Origin of the sequence: Bacillus sp. T3 (genome assembly GCF_033449965.1) — a bacterium.
Lineage (GTDB): Bacteria > Bacillota > Bacilli > Bacillales > Cytobacillaceae > Bacillus_BU.
Genome location: NZ_CP137761.1, coordinates 2,719,336 through 2,738,780 on the forward strand (window position 1 = coordinate 2,719,336; position 19,445 = coordinate 2,738,780).

Annotated in this window: 15 protein-coding genes and 1 pseudogene; 2 read left to right on the top strand and 14 right to left on the bottom strand. The window is 38.5% G+C overall.

Features of this window, described 5'->3' with window-relative positions; all coding sequences use genetic code 11:
- Positions 1 to 502: 502 nt before the first annotated feature.
- From RGF10_RS14015 to RGF10_RS14050, 8 genes are all read right to left on the bottom strand, one after another.
- Complete coding sequence (locus RGF10_RS14015; protein WP_318502988.1) at positions 503 to 832, bottom strand: hypothetical protein; 330 nt, start codon at positions 830 to 832, stop codon at positions 503 to 505.
- Positions 825 to 1,271 (bottom strand): hypothetical protein, encoded by a 447-nt coding sequence (locus RGF10_RS14020; RefSeq protein WP_318502989.1) that lies wholly within the window; start codon positions 1,269 to 1,271, stop codon positions 825 to 827. The genes RGF10_RS14015 and RGF10_RS14020 overlap by 8 nt, the downstream gene beginning before the upstream one ends.
- Positions 1,268 to 3,076 carry a dynamin family protein gene (locus RGF10_RS14025; protein ID WP_318502991.1) on the bottom strand — a complete coding sequence of 603 codons (1,809 nt, stop codon included), beginning with the start codon at positions 3,074 to 3,076 and terminating at the stop codon, positions 1,268 to 1,270. The genes RGF10_RS14020 and RGF10_RS14025 overlap by 4 nt, the downstream gene beginning before the upstream one ends.
- A gap of 2 nt (positions 3,077 to 3,078) precedes the next feature.
- On the bottom strand, positions 3,079 to 4,848 hold the full coding sequence (locus RGF10_RS14030) for a dynamin family protein (protein ID WP_318502993.1): 1,770 nt from the start codon (positions 4,846 to 4,848) through the stop codon (positions 3,079 to 3,081).
- A gap of 5 nt (positions 4,849 to 4,853) precedes the next feature.
- Entirely contained in the window at positions 4,854 to 5,885 is a 1,032-nt protein-coding gene (locus RGF10_RS14035) for a coiled-coil domain-containing protein (RefSeq protein ID WP_318502995.1), read from the bottom strand.
- A complete protein-coding gene (locus tag RGF10_RS14040) occupies positions 5,886 to 6,869 on the bottom strand; it encodes a hypothetical protein (protein ID WP_318502997.1) in 984 nt (327 codons plus the stop codon).
- A gap of 55 nt (positions 6,870 to 6,924) precedes the next feature.
- A complete protein-coding gene (locus RGF10_RS14045; protein WP_318502999.1) occupies positions 6,925 to 7,164 on the bottom strand; it encodes a hypothetical protein in 240 nt (79 codons plus the stop codon).
- Positions 7,165 to 7,346: 182 nt separating this feature from the next.
- The gene (locus tag RGF10_RS14050; protein WP_318503001.1) at positions 7,347 to 8,420 is read right to left on the bottom strand and encodes a dynamin family protein; all 1,074 of its coding nucleotides are present in this window, start codon (positions 8,418 to 8,420) and stop codon (positions 7,347 to 7,349) included.
- A 297-nt stretch (positions 8,421 to 8,717) separates the two neighbouring features.
- On the opposite strand from RGF10_RS14050, the gene RGF10_RS14055 reads away from it, so the two are divergent.
- Positions 8,718 to 8,882, top strand: coding sequence for a hypothetical protein (locus tag RGF10_RS14055; protein ID WP_318503003.1), 165 nt, complete (start codon positions 8,718 to 8,720; stop codon positions 8,880 to 8,882).
- An 89-nt stretch (positions 8,883 to 8,971) separates the two neighbouring features.
- Here the strand turns inward: RGF10_RS14055 and RGF10_RS14060 are convergent, their stop codons facing one another.
- From RGF10_RS14060 to RGF10_RS14070, 3 genes are all read right to left on the bottom strand, one after another.
- Positions 8,972 to 9,298, bottom strand: coding sequence for a hypothetical protein (locus tag RGF10_RS14060; RefSeq protein WP_318503005.1), 327 nt, complete (start codon positions 9,296 to 9,298; stop codon positions 8,972 to 8,974).
- Positions 9,299 to 10,123: 825 nt separating this feature from the next.
- On the bottom strand, positions 10,124 to 11,974 hold the full coding sequence (locus tag RGF10_RS14065) for an alpha/beta fold hydrolase (RefSeq protein ID WP_318503007.1): 1,851 nt from the start codon (positions 11,972 to 11,974) through the stop codon (positions 10,124 to 10,126).
- Between the two features lie 60 nt (positions 11,975 to 12,034).
- Positions 12,035 to 12,601, bottom strand: coding sequence for a TetR/AcrR family transcriptional regulator (locus RGF10_RS14070; RefSeq protein WP_318503009.1), 567 nt, complete (start codon positions 12,599 to 12,601; stop codon positions 12,035 to 12,037).
- A gap of 223 nt (positions 12,602 to 12,824) precedes the next feature.
- Between RGF10_RS14070 and RGF10_RS14075 the strand changes: the two genes are divergently transcribed.
- Positions 12,825 to 13,586, top strand: a complete 762-nt coding sequence (locus RGF10_RS14075) for a SagB/ThcOx family dehydrogenase (protein WP_318503011.1) — start codon at positions 12,825 to 12,827, stop codon at positions 13,584 to 13,586.
- Positions 13,587 to 13,774: 188 nt separating this feature from the next.
- Here the strand turns inward: RGF10_RS14075 and RGF10_RS14080 are convergent.
- The 3 genes and pseudogenes from RGF10_RS14080 to RGF10_RS14090 all read right to left on the bottom strand — a co-directional run bounded on the left by RGF10_RS14080 (position 13,775) and on the right by RGF10_RS14090 (position 19,087).
- Positions 13,775 to 14,754, bottom strand: a pseudogene (locus RGF10_RS14080) (tRNA dihydrouridine synthase).
- A 162-nt stretch (positions 14,755 to 14,916) separates the two neighbouring features.
- Complete coding sequence (locus RGF10_RS14085; RefSeq protein ID WP_318503012.1) at positions 14,917 to 18,732, bottom strand: 5'-nucleotidase C-terminal domain-containing protein; 3,816 nt, start codon at positions 18,730 to 18,732, stop codon at positions 14,917 to 14,919.
- A complete protein-coding gene (locus tag RGF10_RS14090; RefSeq protein ID WP_318503014.1) occupies positions 18,713 to 19,087 on the bottom strand; it encodes a DUF6359 domain-containing protein in 375 nt (124 codons plus the stop codon). Before RGF10_RS14090 ends, RGF10_RS14085 begins: the two co-directional genes overlap by 20 nt.
- Between the last annotated feature and the right edge of the window lie 358 nt (positions 19,088 to 19,445).

A 19,445-nucleotide genomic window follows, 5' to 3' on the forward strand; every position in this document is an offset into this window, starting at 1 on the left:
GTACGCTATTTTAATTAAATCAGGTATTTTGAAGGTGAATGCGGACATCAGGTACGCTATTTACTAAAAACGCGTGTCAAATAGCTCTATTTTAGGCCAATAAAGGAACGTATGTCCGTTTGACCTTTTAAAATATCCTTTTTTCAAGAAATAGCGGAACGTATGTCCGCTTCCGTTTATTTATGGATTGGGATTATCATATACGTTTTAAAAAAAGAAATAAGGAAGCCGCATCGAGCAATGGATGCGGCTTTCATTTTGTTGATTCTTGGTTTCTTGAAGGTTCAATTAATTACACAGATCTGTTTAATGGCGAAGAAAATTTTAGATGAAATTTAAGGAAAACCAATCTATAATGGATTTCCCCACCTTTGCTAATTATATCTTTTCTGGAAATAGATAACTTATTCATTTAAAATTCACAAATGTTGTAACCCCATTTTGAATTTAGCCTGTGCTAAAAAACTCTAAGTACAGTCCTCAGTCTAACTACTAGTAAATTCTAAGTTTTTGAATGTTGTCTTGTCATCTTAGATTTTTCCGTTGCAAGAACTTTTCGTTGTTGTTGCAGATCTGCCATATAATTTTCCAAACTTTGCATTAATGAATCTGGACAAAGACGTTCAAGCTGCAATTTTTTTAGTTTGAATTGTATCATCTCCATGTCGATGCGATTCATTGTACTAATAATCTCGGAAATTTCTTTTCGAACACTCCGTACCCTTTCTTGTTTAAACTGTTGCTGCTTATGCTGAATTAGCTCTTTAGCCTTTTCGATTTCATGTGCTGTAACCAAATCGAGTACGTATTTGACAATTTCTAAATTACTCATCTTTTAACACCTTATCAATAACTCGGTCAAACATTTCCATCGCTGCTTTGCGATCTTCTGTAGATAGTTGTTGACTAATTAAAATGGGAGTTAACTCCTTTAATATATCCGTTACAGCTTTCCCCTTCGCTTCAATCTTCTCGCGAGCTTGACGACGAGAGGCAATTTCTCGCTCTGTAATTTGCTCAAGCTTTCTAATTTCCGCATCGATTTCATCTATTTTTGCTTCACTATTCGCACGGATCTCCATAATATTCACGAGTTGTTTTCCTATTTTCATTACATCTGATGCAATGTCCATTTTGCGCATGTCTAATGCATGTTTATTTTCGATTTCCTTCATTTGAAGTTCTGTGTTTTCCTCAAATTTAACAGGGGTAATCACTTCACCTGTATAGACTGGCTCTTCAAGTTGCAGTCGTTTTCGTCTCGTTGTCATACGGTAACTCGCTCCTTCTCCATTTTTGTTACTAGTTCTTGAATCTCTTTGATATTCCGCTCAATGTCTTCTACATAGGTAACACTTGATGCATTTAGATCTTGTGAATTCATCATTTTTAAATAGTCATCGAAGTTTTCATCCATATTTTCATGATTCACTTTTCGCAATTCCTTTAAATCCTTTATAACCGTTTCAACTGTATCTTGCTCCCATTTTAGGGTGCCTTTCTCAACATCGCCAATTAAACGAATCTGCCATCGATTTGCCTCGATGACATAGAACACCCCTTCAATAAAGATGCTGACAGCAATGGACAAATTACGTGTGGAAGTCGCCCCAATTTTTTTAAGGAAGCTGGCTAAAGCATTATGAGTCTCACGAGAAAAGGTTTTTCCCACTAGTTTTCCGGCATATTTCAGCCCTTTTTTGGCAACATTTGCAACGCCTGCTCCGGCTCCACCACGTCCACCATAGCGAGCTAAAAAGGTTTTTAATGCTCCATCCGTTGCCCGATGAGCAATCTTCCTACTTATGCCTTCTACAATTGGCTCAAAATGATTACTAATCATTTCAATTTTAGTTTGAAAGTTTACAATGGCTTCATTCACTAACTCTTCTAATTCCATATTAAGTTTCGTTAGTTCCTGCTCTATATAATAAGAAATTTGCTTTCGTTCTAATTTTTCATAACGAGGCATTAAATGTGTCTGAACATAACCCGTACATTCTTCTGCTGACGCCCATTTATTAGAACTGAGTATTTCCCTCTCTATGACTTGATTCATTTTTTTACGGGAATCCGCAAAATATTTCGGGATTTGACGGTCTAACCGTTCAAAGGTTTCATCGATCTTCAAATTCGCTTTCGTTTTTTTCAGTTGTAATTCCTGAATGGATTGTTGAAGCAATACAAGTTCTTCATTACTAACTTTCGCTAAAGCTAATAGTTGTTGCCAGTAATATTCAGCCTGTTGCAGTAGTTGAATTTGATAGTTTTGAAGTACATGCTCTACTTGGTGTTTACGATGCTCTGATTGCACCTCTTGTCGGACTGCATTCCACAGATCGTTTGCAACAGGAAGTTTAACGCCCTCTCCAGGAATACTCGGTATGATAAAATACGTCACATCCGTATGCAATAAATCTTGAGCATATCGGATAATTTCTTTTATTCGAACATCTTTTACGGTTGCCGTTTCAGGTGCACGGTTAATTACTAAGAAAAAACGAATATCCTCTTGTAGGAAATGTTGTATGTATTGTAAAAACACTGCATCATTTTCTCCGAGACCCACTCGATAATTGACGACGTAAATAATCACATCGCTGTTCGGAATAAAATCTTTTAATACATCTTCGTGTTCCTTATGAATTGACCCATAACCTGGAGTGTCAAACAAACGCATCCCTTGTAACCCTTGTGGCATATTTGGAATGTTTAATCGTAATCTTGATACCTCACTCGAGCTTTGTGCTGACTCATCACGAAATTGTTCCATCGTTAGTTGGCGAAGACGGGCATTTTTTAACAACGCATATGGGGTTATGTCAGTCTCCTCTTCATACTCATATAGCTCAACGACCGTTCCAGTCGTAGGACTTGATGATACGGGCAGCACTTCCTTGCCAAGTAACCCATTAATTAAGGATGATTTTCCCGAACTCGTTTCACCAAGAAGCGTTACAAAGCTTTCAGGATAGTCAATTCGTTCCTGTAATAAATCGAACATGGGCTGAAGCTCTGGATCCTTTGTTTTTTCAATGATTGGTAAAATCGCATCCATGTTTTGCTGTAGGAACATAATTATTTCAACTCCAAGGATTTAATGTAGGCTAAATCGTCCATTAACTTCTGTTGCTGCACTTTATATTCATCCATTTCAACGAAGCGAATTCTTCGTTGTTCTTCATATGTATCCTCTAGAATTCGTTCTTGTTCTACTTTAATCTTTTTGGCTGTACCACGGATTGAGAAGATGTAGGATGATAATTGTTCAGTCAATGATTTATCTATTTTTCTCGCGAAGTTGTTAATCGGTTCTTCTAATTGATCCATCGTGTTCCGCTGACGAGATTCCTGTGTGACTTGCTTGGCTTTTTTCCCAATCATACCAGCTATAGTCGTAAATAAGACGGTCGCTCCAAGTGCTGCCCAGCCAAACGGATTGCTAGAAAGCAATAGGACGGCAGCTCCTGTACCGAGTGTAAAAACACTCTGAATTCCTTTTTCAAATTTAATTTGTTCTTTTTTTGAGAAATTTTCAAAAGAGTCAAAAGAACCGTCCATATCCCGTACTTGTAAATGATGAAAGGACTCCTCCACCCTAAGCTTTAAGTCGGTCATCTCTTCCAAATATGCTTCTAAAATGTCATCAGTTACGTCTTTTTGACAATCTTGAAATGCATTTGATAAACGTTCACCGTCAACGACATTTCCTTTGACAATCCGTTGCATATCAGCTCGCAAATTTTCTTTTCCATCACGGACAATGGTTCGAACAAATGTAGATAATCTTGCTTCCTCCTCCGATAACATCTTCTCTAACGAACGGAGCACTTTATTATTCTCTTCGACCATTTTCTCAAGTTCTTCTTCTTCACGTCTCAACCACTCATAATGCTCATGTGGTCCTTTTTCAAAAAGCTCAATTTGTTTTTGCAGGACTGTTTTAACATCCGCAAAGGCCTTTTGCTGAATAGACCTTAGCTCGTCATCAAGTGCAGTTGACCACGAGGTTGAAATCGCTGCAAATAAGTGCTCAAATGCCGAAAGTCCAGAGGTTTCACGTAATTGGGAGTCATTTGTTAACTGTGCCTTCAAAGCAGCATAAACGTTAATGATACGTACGTCGATTGGTTGGTTCATCCGATGTGCATCGCGAATATCTTCAAGCACTCGGATGTTATGAGCCTTCCCGTCTTCCACCTCTTGTTGGGATTCATCATTCCATTGGTTCTGGATAAACCACGCTTTAGACAGCTTTGGCCAAACAGCTTTTAGAAAATTCGCCTCCTGTTTCGTAATAGGCGGCACGGTCCGGAGCATGAAAATAGCGGCTGATAGCTTTTCGATATAATCCATGGTCATTTTAATATTGCTTTGGGTAAGACTTCCTACACCAGGTAAATCAACAAATACCACACCATTTTTTAATAGTGGATGGTCTTTAAATACTTGAATAAACGTTACCTTTTTTTCATTACCAGGATTATAGTCATTATGTACATACTGCACGAGTTGCTCCGGATTTGAAATGGATATAGGTGGCTCATGTTCGAAATGAACCATAATGGGAGCTCCCGATTGACCGTATCGAATCTCGACCGATACGCAAGTAGTTTCATCGGCATCAACGGGTAAAATGAGCTCGTCCATTAACAAAGCATTCAAAAAACTACTTTTTCCTGTTCCTTGAATACCGAGGACCGGCACATAAAACTCCTGTGATTTACTGTTTTTAATTTTGTGCTGAATTGTTTGGAAATAAGATAGCTCTGTATTCGAATCTGGCATTCCTAACACTTGGTTAAAAATATTAATGACCCGCTGTTCTTCAAATAAGGCTTGAATCATATAATTTACGACTCCTTTTTCACAAACCATTTTTTATAAAACGGTAAGTTCACGTATTCTAGTTCCTTTTGCACTTCCTCCAGCTTTTTCAAAATTGGCTGCTGATTTAAGCTTGATAATAAAGTACCTTCGATTTCAGCAATCGACTGCTGCACGAGATCAAAGGGTACGGGGTTCGTAATCTCCTTTGCCAGCTGTTCGCGTGTTATCTCAGCTTCCGCTACCACTCGATTAACGATTTCACATTGCTCTCTTTGAATCGACTGCAGCTGTTCCTTTTGTGCATCCTTTAAGACTTTTACAAGCTGTTCTCGATTTTCAGCTAAAGTTTGGAGTTGTTCTTCAAAACTATTTTGTTGGGCTGATAAAGCAGTCATAGAAACTTCTAATAAAACCTGTTTCATCGAGTCAAATTGTGCTTTTTGAGATTCTATCACTTGTTCAAATAATACTTTAATAGATTGTAGTTCTGCAGCACGCTTTGCCAATTCTTCCTGTTGCTGTTGAAGGGCATTAAATTGTATTTCAAGTTTTGTTGTGACAACTGTCGTCATATCCTCGAAGCTTTGTTTTATGACGGTCACTTCTTCCGCTAAAACATTATTGGCTTTTTTCGTTTCATTGATAAACTCCTTCATCGATTCATCTGCTGATGCTTGTTGCTTTTCAATGGCTCGATTAAAAATTGTATCAACCTTCTCGTTTATTGCTTGAATGGTGTTCTCCTGAATCTGTTCCACCTTTTCAAACTTTGAATCGACAGATGATTTTACTTTTGATAATAAGTCTAATACGTCAACTACATCCCTGGAAAGACGAGACATCGGCTTTTGTGAATTCGCCAACACTTCTTCAAGTGTGGACAACTGAGACGAAAGAACAGATTGCAGTGTTGTAAATTGATTTTGGCTATCCTCGGACAGACGACGTAGCCCTGCCGTTACTCCACCTTCAATATTCGAGGCAAGACTCGTTTGGAGGTCATTCATAATTCCTTTTGTTGCTTCATCTATATCGATCATTAATGATTTTCCCATTTATTTCACTCCAGTTTGGTTAATCAAGGCATTTAAATATTGATTATAGGCATACATCATCATCCCTGAATCAATCAGGTACGGCATTTTCTGTTGGATAAACCTTGTCAGTTGGGTCGAATCATGCACAATGGCATTAGAAGACCCGAGCTCTAAATGCATGATGGAAAAAAGTGGACTAGCATCATTAACCAACACCTCTCCTTGCCTAAACATTTCTGATTGTTTTAATTCCATTAAAATATCAACGGCTTCTACATACGCTCCGTTTTCAAAAAACTCTTTAAAAGACTGCATCACCAGATTACAAACAGTCTGACGGACTACTGGCATCCTTAACAACTGACTATTTTTAAGCTGTGATTGAGCCTGACCCGCTTGAACAATATTCACTAAAACATACATGTTAAAGCCACTTTGCTTCATCATAAGCTCTAGGATTTTTCTATTTGCCTCTTGCAGTTTCATTTCATATACAATAAAAAGGTTTCCTTTAATAAGCAACCCCGTATCAACTAAATTTTTTTGCTCTTCATTCGATAAGGGCTGATTGAAGTATCGTTGCGAAAACTGTGCTAAGGCTAAATCATCCCAACCTAAAAGAACTGTTTGTTTATGTATTTTTTGTTTTCGATTTAATGTTTCAACATGATTCGTACATTTTTGAAAAATCGTTTGCAGGATGGATCTGCTCATTTCATATAACCGAAATGTCGATTCATCAACTTCCATTTGAACCATGTTGCCAGACTGGAGAATCAGTTTTTCCTTTTTGATTTTCACAGCATTTTGAAACATGGTCTTCTCGTTTGCTTTTAAGGCTTTATCTAATGAATTTTGAATCTGGACAAACACATGCATAATCGCTTGAAGGTCATTCAATTCATTGTGATGCCTTTTCTTCTCTTTTAATGCCGCCTTTTTATCCTCTTGCATTGATTGGAGCTCGACCATTGCACCTTGAATCTGATTCTCCCATTCCATTAATTTCTGGGAAAGTGCCCCAGTAAAGCTTCGTTCAAACTGTTGAAGATTTCTCTTAATCCCTGGGCTTATCTAATACTTCAACATCATAGTATTCGGTTTCATAGCCCCAATCTTTATTGAAAATAGATCCCAATAAACGCTTTGTTTTTCCTAAAAACTTACTTGATTCGACTCGACGTGTTTTTGTTTCCGTTTTTGATTTTAGCTCAAAAAAATTATGATGATTTTGTCTTGTGGAACGAACCGCAATCGAGCGAATGATTTCAGTTAAATTTAAGCCTTGTTTTTCCATAAACTTTGTTACATCTGAGTTCACCGTCTTTATCGTTGTTAAAAATTGATTTTCTATTTTACTCGACTTGTCCTTCATTTCATTTAATATGTATTTTGCTTTATCTAAATCACTATTGCTTAAATGATCAATTTTATGCTCGAATGACGAGATATCCTTTTGAAACTGTGTTAATGTATTTTCTAGCTCCAGCTTTTTTTGTTCGACCTTTTTCCTCTTTTCTTTTGATGATCGAAGCTGTTCCCCGAGTTTTTCTCTATTTGTTGAATTTCCTGGTCAAACGACGCCTGACTACCAGATAGTTTTCTCTCTTCCTCAATAATAGAAGCAATCATGGTTTTTAAACTATTCCCCCGAGTATGGAAAAGCTGCGGCCCCTTTTTTTCTTGGTATGATTGAATCATATGTATTAGGTTTTGAATTTGCGATTCTTTTATCTTTTGTGATGAGCCTTCGCGCCGTCCATCCACTGCTCGCTTGGCAGAGAGCTGAACGATTTGAACGATTTCATGCAAGTTTGTATCTATCGCATCCAAAATACGTTTCGTTCGATTCATATGCTCTTCGGCAATCACCTTCCGAGTTTTTTCCACTCGACCGTTTTTACCTAGCTTTGGTTCAAGTGAATCCAACATGTTTTGGACAATAATCATCGGCTTATGTTGGTCATTGATTTGGGCAAGGATCCTTTTTGTTGTTTCGTCTGAATTTGTTTTTAATGTAACGACATACAAACAGAGGTCAATCGTCGGTAGAAGCGTGGATAATGTCAATTCCTCATGTCGCTCGAGCCCATATGCATCCAATCCAGGGCTATCAATAATTTGAACTTCTTTTGGTAGTAAAAAATGCTTGGATTGCAAATGGATTTCTTTTACCTTGTATCGATTGTTCTGATTTTCTGATTCATCACCATATTTTTTTAAAGCAGCTGCCACATTTTCCTCATCCACTTTTACATGACGGTCGTCTTCAAATATTATTTTTGCATTAGTTGTTGGTCCTTTTGAACAAATAATAATAGAGCCAGAACTTGGCCTGACGGCTGTAGGCAGAATATTATCACCTAGTAAGGCATTCAATAGAGTGGATTTCCCACTACTAGTAACTCCGACAAGTCCAATCCGAATCGTCTCGTCTTGCCATCTCTCAAGTTTCGAATCCAAATCAATGGTATGGTTTTTAAAATATTTTCTTGAAACCTCATCCCTTTTTAATAGGCTATTAATCTTTTTTCCAAAATAGATTTCATTCAATAGATTCATTCCTTTTTTTAATAGCAGTAAACAGATTAACCTTATTGTACAATAATTGTTAAAATTTAGGGATGTTGTATCAAAAAAATAATTTTGCAAATTTTAAAAACTAGACAAATAAAGCGATCTCATCAATACTTTATTTACTTGATTCAAGTTCATAAATCTAATATCAACAGTAACAAGGCTTTAAGAACTAAAAAAAGAAGTTCATCCAAAATTTGCCACACAAAATTAGAGATTGGACAATGATCCCTATACCTATCTGTGGTGATTTAAAAAAGGAGTACCTTGGATTTGATTACCCTTGCTATAGGAGCATTACCAGCGTTTATAGCTGGGATTGGAACACATTTTTATATAGGATATACAGATTTTCTCCATTTACTTCCAGTTTATTTTTTAGTCATTTTATATTTGGGAGGATTGGGATTATCTTATCCTTTTTTAAAAAAGAAATAAGGAAGCCGCATCGAGCAATGGATGCGGCTTTCATTTTGATCTTAATTTCATTTTTCATGTTCATTCTATAAGTAAAGGACGAATCGTTATCAATTTCTATAAAGAACAATGATTGTTCCAACAACGAATATGGTAGTAAAAATCAGTTTGTTGTATTTGGCCAACCATTGCGGCAAATAGATGTCAAAGCCAACCTTAGGATTATCTGCGTATTTATATCCTAGAATGGTAAATGGGCATTTTCCTTTGAATACGACTAGCACAAGTCCCTCAAAAATAACCAATCCGATTGCAATCCAGGTGTACAGGTTAATTCGATTAAAGATTCCAGAGTAGAGAATATAAAAAATGGCCGTTACATAAAAAACCCAAATAATAGTATGGACTAATTTAATATAAAACAAATTATTCTTCATTTTTTTCCCTCTCCATTCTTACTGGACTTCCCCCTATATTATATCGTTGCATAAAATTAAATTGGAATTTTTAATTCTTTAAAGTAACTTCTTCAATAATTTAAACCCGTTGCAGTTACCGATCTAGATGAACTTACTTCCTTGCTATGTTAGCACTACTGTAATAGGTACCAAATCTGTTGGTATACGAAAAAACATCCCTTGTTTTAAGGAATGTTTCACGTTAGCTTGCTGTTTTTAATGTTAGTTTGAAAGCTTCTTATATTTTCAAATAAGGATTGAAACCCGTAAAATAAAAATGCCTTAGAAAAGAAGTAGAGAAAAAACTGGAAGCTATTCATTCGGACTAAAGTATAATACCTATATTTTTTTGCAAAATATGATATCGGAAATGCAAAGAGAAAATTTGTTATTCCGTTGAGTAAAATAAACCGTTTAAAATTTCCATACGACCATTTTAGTAACCAAATAGAGGCTGCTAAAAAAGGACCAAATTGAAAGGGGAATTCCCCAAAAAGAAAGGAATTGGGCTTATTATAGAAAACCCACCACCTCTTTTTTTTCCCAATTCGTGCATGAAGTAGTTCTACAATGCCAATTAATATGGATGCAGGAAAAAATCTTTTTATGTTCCGGGATCCTAATAAGGGTATTGTCAACCATGATAGTAAGACCATAGCAACATTAAGGTATCTTTGAGCTTTTATTGTCATAGCCCTAATCCTTCCTTTCTCAAAGAGTAGTTTCCCCTTTACTTGTAAAAATATCTCATAATTTACTTGTATCTTCTTCAACTCCTGAAAGCATTTGGAAATTGGCTGAACTCTACACCGGAATTGAATCTGTATTTTTCTCATTTTCTAATATCACGTTTGCTGTTTCGATTGGATGACTCAGAGGAAAATGATGCCCATATGGAACCTGCATGACATCTCCCAGTTTTGCAGGCAATTCATAAGCCCGATCATGATTTCCCCAAATAATCTCAATATCACTACTCACAACATCGTTCAGTTCCATTCCTTCCAGGTTCGACAACCATCCATCCATTTGAACTGTTGTATTCAATATTCTTGGTGAGGTAAAACTACTTTTGACCTTTGCCACATAGTTTGGAGGCATCTCATCTCCACTACGAAACATTCCTGTATCCAAGAAATATTTTTCTAACATATTCAAACTCGCTTTCTTTACCATCCATTTTTTCAAAAAATCCGGTAACACGGGGAGCCTCTTTTTCAACACTGGCGGTTGCAGCAGTGTGATGGTGTCTTGTGGACGAAAATAATGTTGTTTGCATGCAGCCAGCAACACTATCGCTCCAAAGGAATGTCCAATTAAGTGCGCACCTTCAGAAGCATCAGTCAAAAGTCCTTTAACTGCTTCAAGATAAATATCCATCTTATTTTTTCCTTTTTTAAAAGGAGAACGGCCTAAACCCGGAAGATCGACGACCCACACAGGTCGACCTGTTTTTTCATATAAATGTCTCGCTAATGGAAACAAATCCTCGCCATCACTGAGTAAACCATGGAACAAAATAAATGGTTTGCCTTCACCACTTTTTTGATAAACGACAAGGTTTTCGATCCTTACTCTGTCAAACTCGTTATCGAGCTTATTGGTAGGAAACGTTAGACGATAATCTAAATCCGCTATCACCACAGGTAAAAAAATCGCTGCACTATTTTCTTGGAACCAACCCTTCCCCATTACCGTTTCCACCATATCATTTGAAAAATCTCTTTTCGTAATGAAATTTAACCCATCCGCCGGGATTCCTGTTAGTTTACTTCCTCCAGCATTTAATAATGCTTTCATCATTTGGATGGGAACAGATTTAGTGGGTGTTTTCACATTCAGGCTTTCCGTCATGATTTCAAGTAATTCGGGCATAGTAAGATCATTACTTCGGTCCGGAACAAGTGTATAGGTTCCGCTCTTCGGTTCTCCTTGTTTCAAAATCTCAATAATAAAATTTGCTAATAAATCGTTAGCAATAAGCGGTAAGCGGTAGTCTCTTCCTCCAGGTACAACGGGCATAAGACCTTTCTGTAAACTTTTCACTAGCAACCCTACACCTGCCAGCTGCTCCGTACTCCCAGTCTGACTCGGACCAACCACTGTCGGAGGATTTATGACAGAAATAGGGTAGCCGACTTTCATTGCTTGCTGGCGCAGATATAGGTCTGCTAAAAATTTCGTCCGTTCATACGGATTTTTTATGTTTAAATACTGCTGTCCATCATGAAATACATCAATATCCACGTTGCTATTGTGATCATCAAAAGGACTCATATAACCGACGACATGAATCAATTGCTCTAAACCTTTTGTAATATGAATGGTTTGTGCCAGTTCGCTCACATGCTTTGCGCCGTTTAAAAATGCAGCAGTTGCCTGTTGTTCAGGGACGGTAATGTCCATTGGACCACCAGCATGTATGATTACATCGCTCTTTAATACCAGTTGAGTATCTTCATCCCGTAGCCCTAAACCTGGTTTTGTTAAATCCCCTTCTACAAACTGGAGGCGATGCACTTGATCTAGGAAAATCGCCTTTGCTTTCGTTATGGACCTTACTAATAGGATGATGTCTACCTGCTCTGTAAATAATTGTTGGACAAGCTGCTTACCAATGAATCCCGTACCGCCGATTATAAAAACTCTTTTCATCCGTATCCTCCCCTTTTTAGTACTACTTAGTTCTAATTTTGTGTAAAAAAAATTGCCTCTTTAGCGAAGCAATCTCATAAATTGTTGAGCTGTTTTCGTGATGATGGTAGCATCTTTTTGAGTTTCTGCAAGAAATAATGAGCCTTCCAAATTAGTGATAAATAACGCAGCTACTTCATCCGGCTGTTTCGTATGACGAAATTCTCCTCGTTCCATGCCTTGTTTAAAGAGGATACAAACCTTTAATTTCAATTCTGCGAAAAACAATCCGATTCTCTCTTTCAGTTGATTAGCATGCGCTGGGCATTGGATCGCTAGTGTTATAAATGGACAGCTACCTTGATACTCCCTGCCTCGCACCCCTTGTGACAATTGCGTTAAAAAGGTCAACACTCGTTGTTCAACTGATAATTGTTGCTGATTCAGTACTTCATCCAATGCTTGATTGTATACCGTAATCCAATAATCAACGACCGCTGCTAATAATTCATCTTTATTTGAAAAATGATAATACACATTTGACTTTGACACCTTACTAACGCGAACTAATTCATCCATGCTCGTATAGGCAAAGCCCTTTTCCAAAAATAAATTGGCCGCTACTTCAATCACACGCTTTTGATTCATTAATTTATTCTTCATCATAATTAGTACTATACAGTACTAATTCATTTTTCACAAGTATAATTTACTGAAAAAATTAACAATACAATAAATACAAAACATAGCGTTAGAGACTTTAAATGTAACTCAAGGCCCTTTGTTCTTGATGTTTATGATGCATATCACAGAAGAAAATCCATAATGGGTATAGTATCGTGAATGTAGAGACATCACGGGAGGCAAGATTATGGGACGATATGAACAACAGAGAGAATTTTTAAAATCAAATTTTCTCGAATTCAAACACATTAAAACCGATAAGGCTAAGGGGTTGCCAAAACCGCTGACTGTTAAGCCCTATGACCCCTCATCGATCATAATAGATCTGCCTGAAATTTATGAGGATATGATAAAAAGACAAAGTATTTACGAATGCATAAAGGAAAGGAGAAGTACACGGCTTTATTCTGAGGAAAGATTAACCCTTGAGGAGTTATCTTATCTATTGTGGGCTACACAAGGTATCACTGGTACCAATAAAGGCGGACTTATGCTCCGAACTGTCCCCTGCAGTGGAGCCACACATACATTTGAAACCTATCTATTCATTATGCGGATAGAAGGCCTTCAACCTGGGATTTACAGATATCTTCCAGTAGAGCACAAACTTTTATTTATGGATGAATTGTCTGAAATAGATAACAAAATCGATGCTATTACACTAGATCAGCCATTTGTACCTAACTTTGGCAAACGAGCTGCAGCAGTATTTGCATGGAGCACAACTCCGTACCGTTCGGAATGGAAATATGATATTTCAGCACACAAGAAAATTCTTATCGATGTTGGACATATATGCCAAAACCTATATTTAGCTAGCGAATCCATCAATGCAGGAGCATGTGCGATTGGTATTTATGACCAAAAATTAATTGATGAGGTTTTAGGTTTGGACGGAGATGAAGAGTTTGTCCTATACCTAGGCGCCGTTGGAAAAAAACGAAAATAAAACAATAGGCTAAAGGGTTATATTTGGTCATTATTGTAAAGCCTGTATCGACGATTACTTGGTAATCAACGATACAGGCTGCTTTTTATCAGTTTTCTTATTAAAAAAATTTTTTTGTCATCAGCAATCACGATTACTGTAGTTCCGACAAATACTAGATCCCTTTTTCAAAATTTTATTTAATTCTACTATTCGCCCATTCTTTCAAGATTCATTGAAAAACTATCGAGCAACCCACGCACTTCATCTGTTGAATTCGTGTTCATTAATTGATTTCTTAATTCACTAGCTCCTCGAAATCCTTTGACATATATCTTAAAAAAGCGGTGAAGAGCTTTGAACGGACGCAGCTCTAATTTTGAGTATTGATCATGTAGATCCAGATGCAACCTTAAGAGATCAAGCAATTCCTTACTGCTATGATCTTTCTGCTCTATTTCAAAGGCAAATGGATTTTTAAAAATACCTCGCCCGATCATAACCCCATCAACACCATATTGAGAGGCAAGCTTCAAGCCAGTTTGACGGTCAGGAATATCCCCATTAATTGTCAGGAGTGTATCTGGTGCCACCTTGTCACGAAGTTTCTTGATCTCTGGAATCAACTCCCAATGAGCATCTACTTGGCTCAATTCCTCTGTTGTCCGCAGATGAATGGAAAGATTTACAATGTCTTGTTTCAATATGTGTGTCAACCAGTCGTGCCATTCGTCAACATCATTGTAACCAAGCCTTGTCTTTACACTTACAGGCAAACCACCTGCTTTTGCTGCTTCTATTATATTCGCTGCAACTTCCTGGAACGAAGAATAAGGCCGCTTCCCTTGCCATTCTGTGCCACATTGGGTACAGGACAGCCCATATTGATATCGATACCCCGAAAGCCTAGTTTCGCCATACCCATACTCATTTGCCGAAAGTATTCAGGCTTATCCCCCCATATATGGGCTACAATGGGTTGTTCATCCTCCGTAAAAGTCAAACGCCCTCGCACACTTTTGATCCCCTCTGGGTGACAATAGCTTTCTGTGTTTGTAAACTCTGTAAAAAACACATCAGGTCTGGCTGCTGCGCTTACTACATGACGAAAAACAACATCCGTCACATCCTCCATTGGTGCCAATATAAAAAAAGGTCGTGGTAAATCACGCCAAAAATTATCTAACATCTTCAATTTCAATCCTCTCATAATGGGATACCAAGCTAGTCCCTTATCCCAAAATTAAAAAGCAGAATGTCCCTGCTTCTTTTACACTTATACCATGGTTAAGTACTTTTATCAAACAATCTAAAAAAGACAGATTGCTAAAACAGCAACCTGCCTTCACTCTTACTTCTCGTTTTTCTTTAATACCTCAACAATACTTGCCTCACTAACATTTCCAGCCGCATCAGTGGCCGACACGGTTAATACATTTTTATGTTTTTGCTTTGACACCAATACCTCAAACTTCCCGTTAACATCGGCTACAGCTGTTCCTAGCTCTACATTGTCCATCATGACCTTCACACTTGCACCAGCTTCCGTTGTACCTGTCACCACGGTATCATTTTGGATGACATCATGGACTTTTGGTGCTTCTGGTGCGGTTACATCGATAACTATCACGACTGTCCCGTCACTTACATTGCCAGCAGCATCTGTGGCTGTAACCGTAAGCTCAGTTCCAGCTTTTTGCTTTGCGATTTCGATATCAAAGCTACCGTCCTCTGATGCAGTACTAGTTCCAACTACAGATCCAGCAATAGACACTTCAACCGTTGCACCTGCTTCTGCCTTGCCAGTTACGTTTGTCGATTGGTCGGTCACTTCATTTACAGAAGGAGCATCTGGAGCAACACTGTCCTCAACTTGTTGGACAATTCTACCTTCCACCACTGGTGAAACAGGGTTGGACTTTTCCAAATAGGAAGTAAACACCTCAAAGTCGACAATGTATAACTCGGTGATTCGTCCTTGGTCTTTCGCCGTTTTAAACATGCTGTAACCATCGCCACCGTCCGCTGTGAAGGCATTCGTCGCGATGCGATATGTTTTATCAGGTTTGAGTTCTTCATAACCGTCAGCTGTTAAAGCCTCGACATCCCAGACGCGATCACCTACTGGTTTCGCCGGATCGTACTTGAACTTCAATCCTGAAACCTGCATGAATCCACCTGCACCAGGAGTGCTCACACTGTGCTCTAAGGCAGCAAGAATTTCTGCACCAGTTAGGTCAAGCGTAACAAGGTTGTTGCCGAAAGGTAGTACCGTTAACACTTCTCCTAACGTGATATCCCCCTGATTAATCGAGGCACGAATTCCACCGCCGTTTTGCATCGCAATATACGTAGGGATGAACTCATTTGCTTTCGCGACCATGCCGTCCGCAATTAAGTTCCCTAGATTGGTTTCCTTGCTGCGAACATCACCACGTTCCCCATTTAACGCAACTGATGTACTTCCGACTACCTGTTTTTGTAGTTCAGTTAATGGTGCTTTATACTCCTCCACCTTCGCTTTTGCTTCAGCATCCTCTGGGTAATTACTTAATGGCTTTAACTCACCAGCGTAATCGGCAATCACACCTTTTTCATCAAAGGTAACGTCAAGTACTCCAAGATATTTTAAATACTCATTTGCTTGGACGATTAAAGTTGGCTCCGCTTTTTCTATCACAACAGGAGCATCTAGTTTTGTATGGGAATGCCCGCCAACAATCACATCAATTCCGTTTACCTCTTTTGCCAGATCCAAATCTGATTGATAGCCTAAGTGGGATAAAGCAATAATTTTGTCCACACCCTGTGCTTCAAGCAACGCTACCGTCTCATTAGCTTTTTGGACTGAGTCTTCAAACTTAATATTATCTCCAGGATTCGCAAGGAATGATGTATCTTCTGTTGTTAAGCCAAAAATCCCTACCTCTTCTCCATCCACTTCTTTTATAATAGCCGGGAAGATTTCTCCTTGTTCATTCGTTCCACCGACTGAGTTTTTGAATAGTGGCCCTAATTCAGAATCATTTGTCATGTTGACGTTGGAAGACACAATTGGGAACTTAGCCTGCTTAATGAAATTCGCTAGCGTTGCTGAATCCTTATCAAATTCATGGTTTCCAAGTGTCATCGCATCAAACCCTAATTGATTCATAAAATACAAGTCTGCTAGACCGAGATATCGTCTGAAGTATAATGTTCCTGAAAACACATCCCCAGCATGTAGCAACAAGCTATTTTCCTTTTGGGAACGTAACTCGTTCACAGCCGAAATCAGTCGTGGGAATTGCTCTACATAGGCATGTGAATCGTTTACATGAAGGAGTGACATCGTGAATGGCCCTTCTTCTACGGCTAAATCTAACTGCGCAACAAGGGCATCATGGTCACTAGCGCGTCCATGCTCTTCCATATATGGAGAGTTAAAGTTCACGATATCCAGTTTCGCTGCTCCAGCTAAATTGTTGGATACTAAAATATGATCCAATACTTGTGCATTTCCTTGATAGTTGTAAGTGTATCTTTCAGAAGCTGGTAGCGTTTCGACTAGGTTCGTTAAGTCATCACCTTTTAATGCGGCTAGTGGTGCAGAAAACTCAAAATCGTTTAAGTCTCCTAATACGACAACATTGGCATCCTCGTTCTTTTCTTTAACGTCAGAGACAAAGTTATTAACGATTTGGGCAATTTGTACTCGTTGTGCTTCACTTTCAAGTGTCGGCGGTTGATTTTTTCCAAATAAAGGCTGATCTCCACCTTTAGAGTTAAAGTGATTGTTAATGACAACAACTTCTTCACCATGGAACGTAAACTCCGCGGCTAACGGCTTACGGCTACTGTTGAAAGCAGCATTTGTTGGGTCAATCCGACCTGGGTTTAAAGTAAGCGAGCCATTTTCATAGGCAACTGCCGTAGTGGCATCTCCTTTTGGTGCCTCGTTTAACTGCACACGATCCGGATTGTATAGATAACCGACACGGATGTTTCCACCTGGGACTCCTCCATCCTTCCCATCCTCAGGAGCAATTTCTGTCCAAGCATAGGTCGGCCCACCAAACCCTTTAATTGCCTCACTTAATGCCATATAGTTTGCATCTGCCTTGACAACACCGTCGTTCGTTTCCCCACTTTCGTCAAGCACCTCAACAAGACCAATAATATCAGGAGAACCTAAGTTATCAACCACTGATTTTGCTAGCTTATCGCGTTTGACGGTATCGGAAGCGGCGAAGTTTTCAATATTGTAGCCGGCAATAGTTAGTTTATCTTCTTCTTTTTGAATCGTCGTGACTTCATTCGTTATTTCCTTTTCTACTAATTGAGGTAAATTAGCTGCTTTTGTTAAGATTTTAAAATTACTAAACGAATAACTCACCACTCCAGTAACGGTTCCAGCAAAAGAGTCTCCTGCTTTTGTTACAAAGCTTCGATCATCAAGTTGTAGAAGCATTTTCTCAGGATTTTGGTTTTCCTTAGTTAATAAAGGTGTTCCTTCTTTTGTATATTCCTTTCCAGCAATAGGACCTGTAATGACCGGTACTTCTCCATATTTTTGTGGTCCGGTTACAGTAGGATTTTCGATGGAAACAAGCATTCCTTCTAAGCTCTCATAAAAATCAATCCCATCTTCAGCTGGATCAAATGCTGCAAATTGATCGTTATCAATGTCGGATGTTGGTGGTATCGCGTCCTTACCGATGATAATTGGTGTTGGAAGCTCGTTGCCACTAGAAACCTTTGTAATTTTTCCCGATTGAGCATTAATTTCTGTCATCGCTAAATCCGTTTGCAGCTTCTCGGCATAACCATCTAGTACCCACTCTTTGACAAGTCCCGAAACGGTTACACAATCCCCCACGGCAACACCGTGTGATGGCTTGTAAACGAGAAGACCTTCTGAGGTATTAGAATTGTCATCTGGGTTTGGATCCTGGATGTAAAAATTGCTACTGTCTACAACATAAGTAACTACCCCTGGTACATCTACTACATTTTTATCTTTATAAGGTGAAGTATGTGATTGACCCTGAATGTCGCGAATGTTTAATCCTAGTTCGCCATCAATAGGTTCGTCATCAGGAGGTGGCGTTGTGCCATCAAATGAAAAGGCCGTTGGCGATTTTAGACCTGGTACGGAAAAATAAGCTTCAAGTGAACCGGGTAACAAAAACCTTTTGACCGACGATTGAGGGATTCGTTAATAAACCATAGTTTGAACGAAAACTAGTAGGAATTTGAACGGGTAATAGTTTCGTTGCATCCCGTTCCGTTGGGCTATCGGCAATAGCAAAGTTGGTATCTGCTGCAAATGGAGCATCAAAATCATATGTAGCTTTACCACTACTGCCGCTTGTTGTATAACCGACAATATACCCAACAACGGTAGCTGTCCCCGTATTATTCGCAATGGCTTGTCCAACTGTAATTGGTTCAGACGCCAATGCCCGATAGGGGAGAACTAAACTAATCAATAAAACAAACAAAGTCGTTAGAGCAACAAGCTGTTTTCTAAGCCTCTTCAAGTGTGTTCCTCCTCTTTTTCTCATATAGTAACTTTATAAAATAGTACTTCCAAATCTATGAAATCTCTCCTCCTTTCACATAAAGGAAGCACTAAAATATACTACTAAATTACCATTTCTCTTTATTAATTCGTTCTGATTAACGAAAATATCACACACTCTCTACAAAACTTTAAATATCTTTACAAAAGGAAATTTCGGATTTCTAAATTTTCACCACTATCATACTATTTATGAATCGATTTTTAATGAGAACTATTGCCTATAACCGGCCCCCTACCTTTCACGCACATATTAGCGCACAAAAGACGATTTCAACCAATTTACGATTGTTCAGCAAGTGTTGGGCCGATGGTTG

Excerpts from the sequence above, each read along its gene's own strand:
- RGF10_RS14015 (WP_318502988.1), bottom strand. The coding sequence starts at position 832 with ATGAGTAATTTAGAAATTGTCAAATACGTACTCGATTTGGTTACAGCA.
- RGF10_RS14020 (WP_318502989.1), bottom strand. The coding sequence starts at position 1,271 with ATGACAACGAGACGAAAACGACTGCAACTTGAAGAGCCAGTCTATACA.
- RGF10_RS14025 (WP_318502991.1), bottom strand. The coding sequence starts at position 3,076 with ATGTTCCTACAGCAAAACATGGATGCGATTTTACCAATCATTGAAAAA.
- RGF10_RS14030 (WP_318502993.1), bottom strand. The coding sequence starts at position 4,848 with ATGATTCAAGCCTTATTTGAAGAACAGCGGGTCATTAATATTTTTAAC.
- RGF10_RS14035 (WP_318502995.1), bottom strand. The coding sequence starts at position 5,885 with ATGGGAAAATCATTAATGATCGATATAGATGAAGCAACAAAAGGAATT.
- RGF10_RS14040 (WP_318502997.1), bottom strand. The coding sequence starts at position 6,869 with ATGGAATGGGAGAATCAGATTCAAGGTGCAATGGTCGAGCTCCAATCA.
- RGF10_RS14045 (WP_318502999.1), bottom strand. The coding sequence starts at position 7,164 with ATGGAAAAACAAGGCTTAAATTTAACTGAAATCATTCGCTCGATTGCG.
- RGF10_RS14060 (WP_318503005.1), bottom strand. The coding sequence starts at position 9,298 with ATGAAGAATAATTTGTTTTATATTAAATTAGTCCATACTATTATTTGG.
- RGF10_RS14065 (WP_318503007.1), bottom strand. The coding sequence starts at position 11,974 with ATGAAAAGAGTTTTTATAATCGGCGGTACGGGATTCATTGGTAAGCAG.
- RGF10_RS14070 (WP_318503009.1), bottom strand. The coding sequence starts at position 12,601 with ATGAATCAAAAGCGTGTGATTGAAGTAGCGGCCAATTTATTTTTGGAA.
- RGF10_RS14075 (WP_318503011.1), top strand. The coding sequence starts at position 12,825 with ATGGGACGATATGAACAACAGAGAGAATTTTTAAAATCAAATTTTCTC.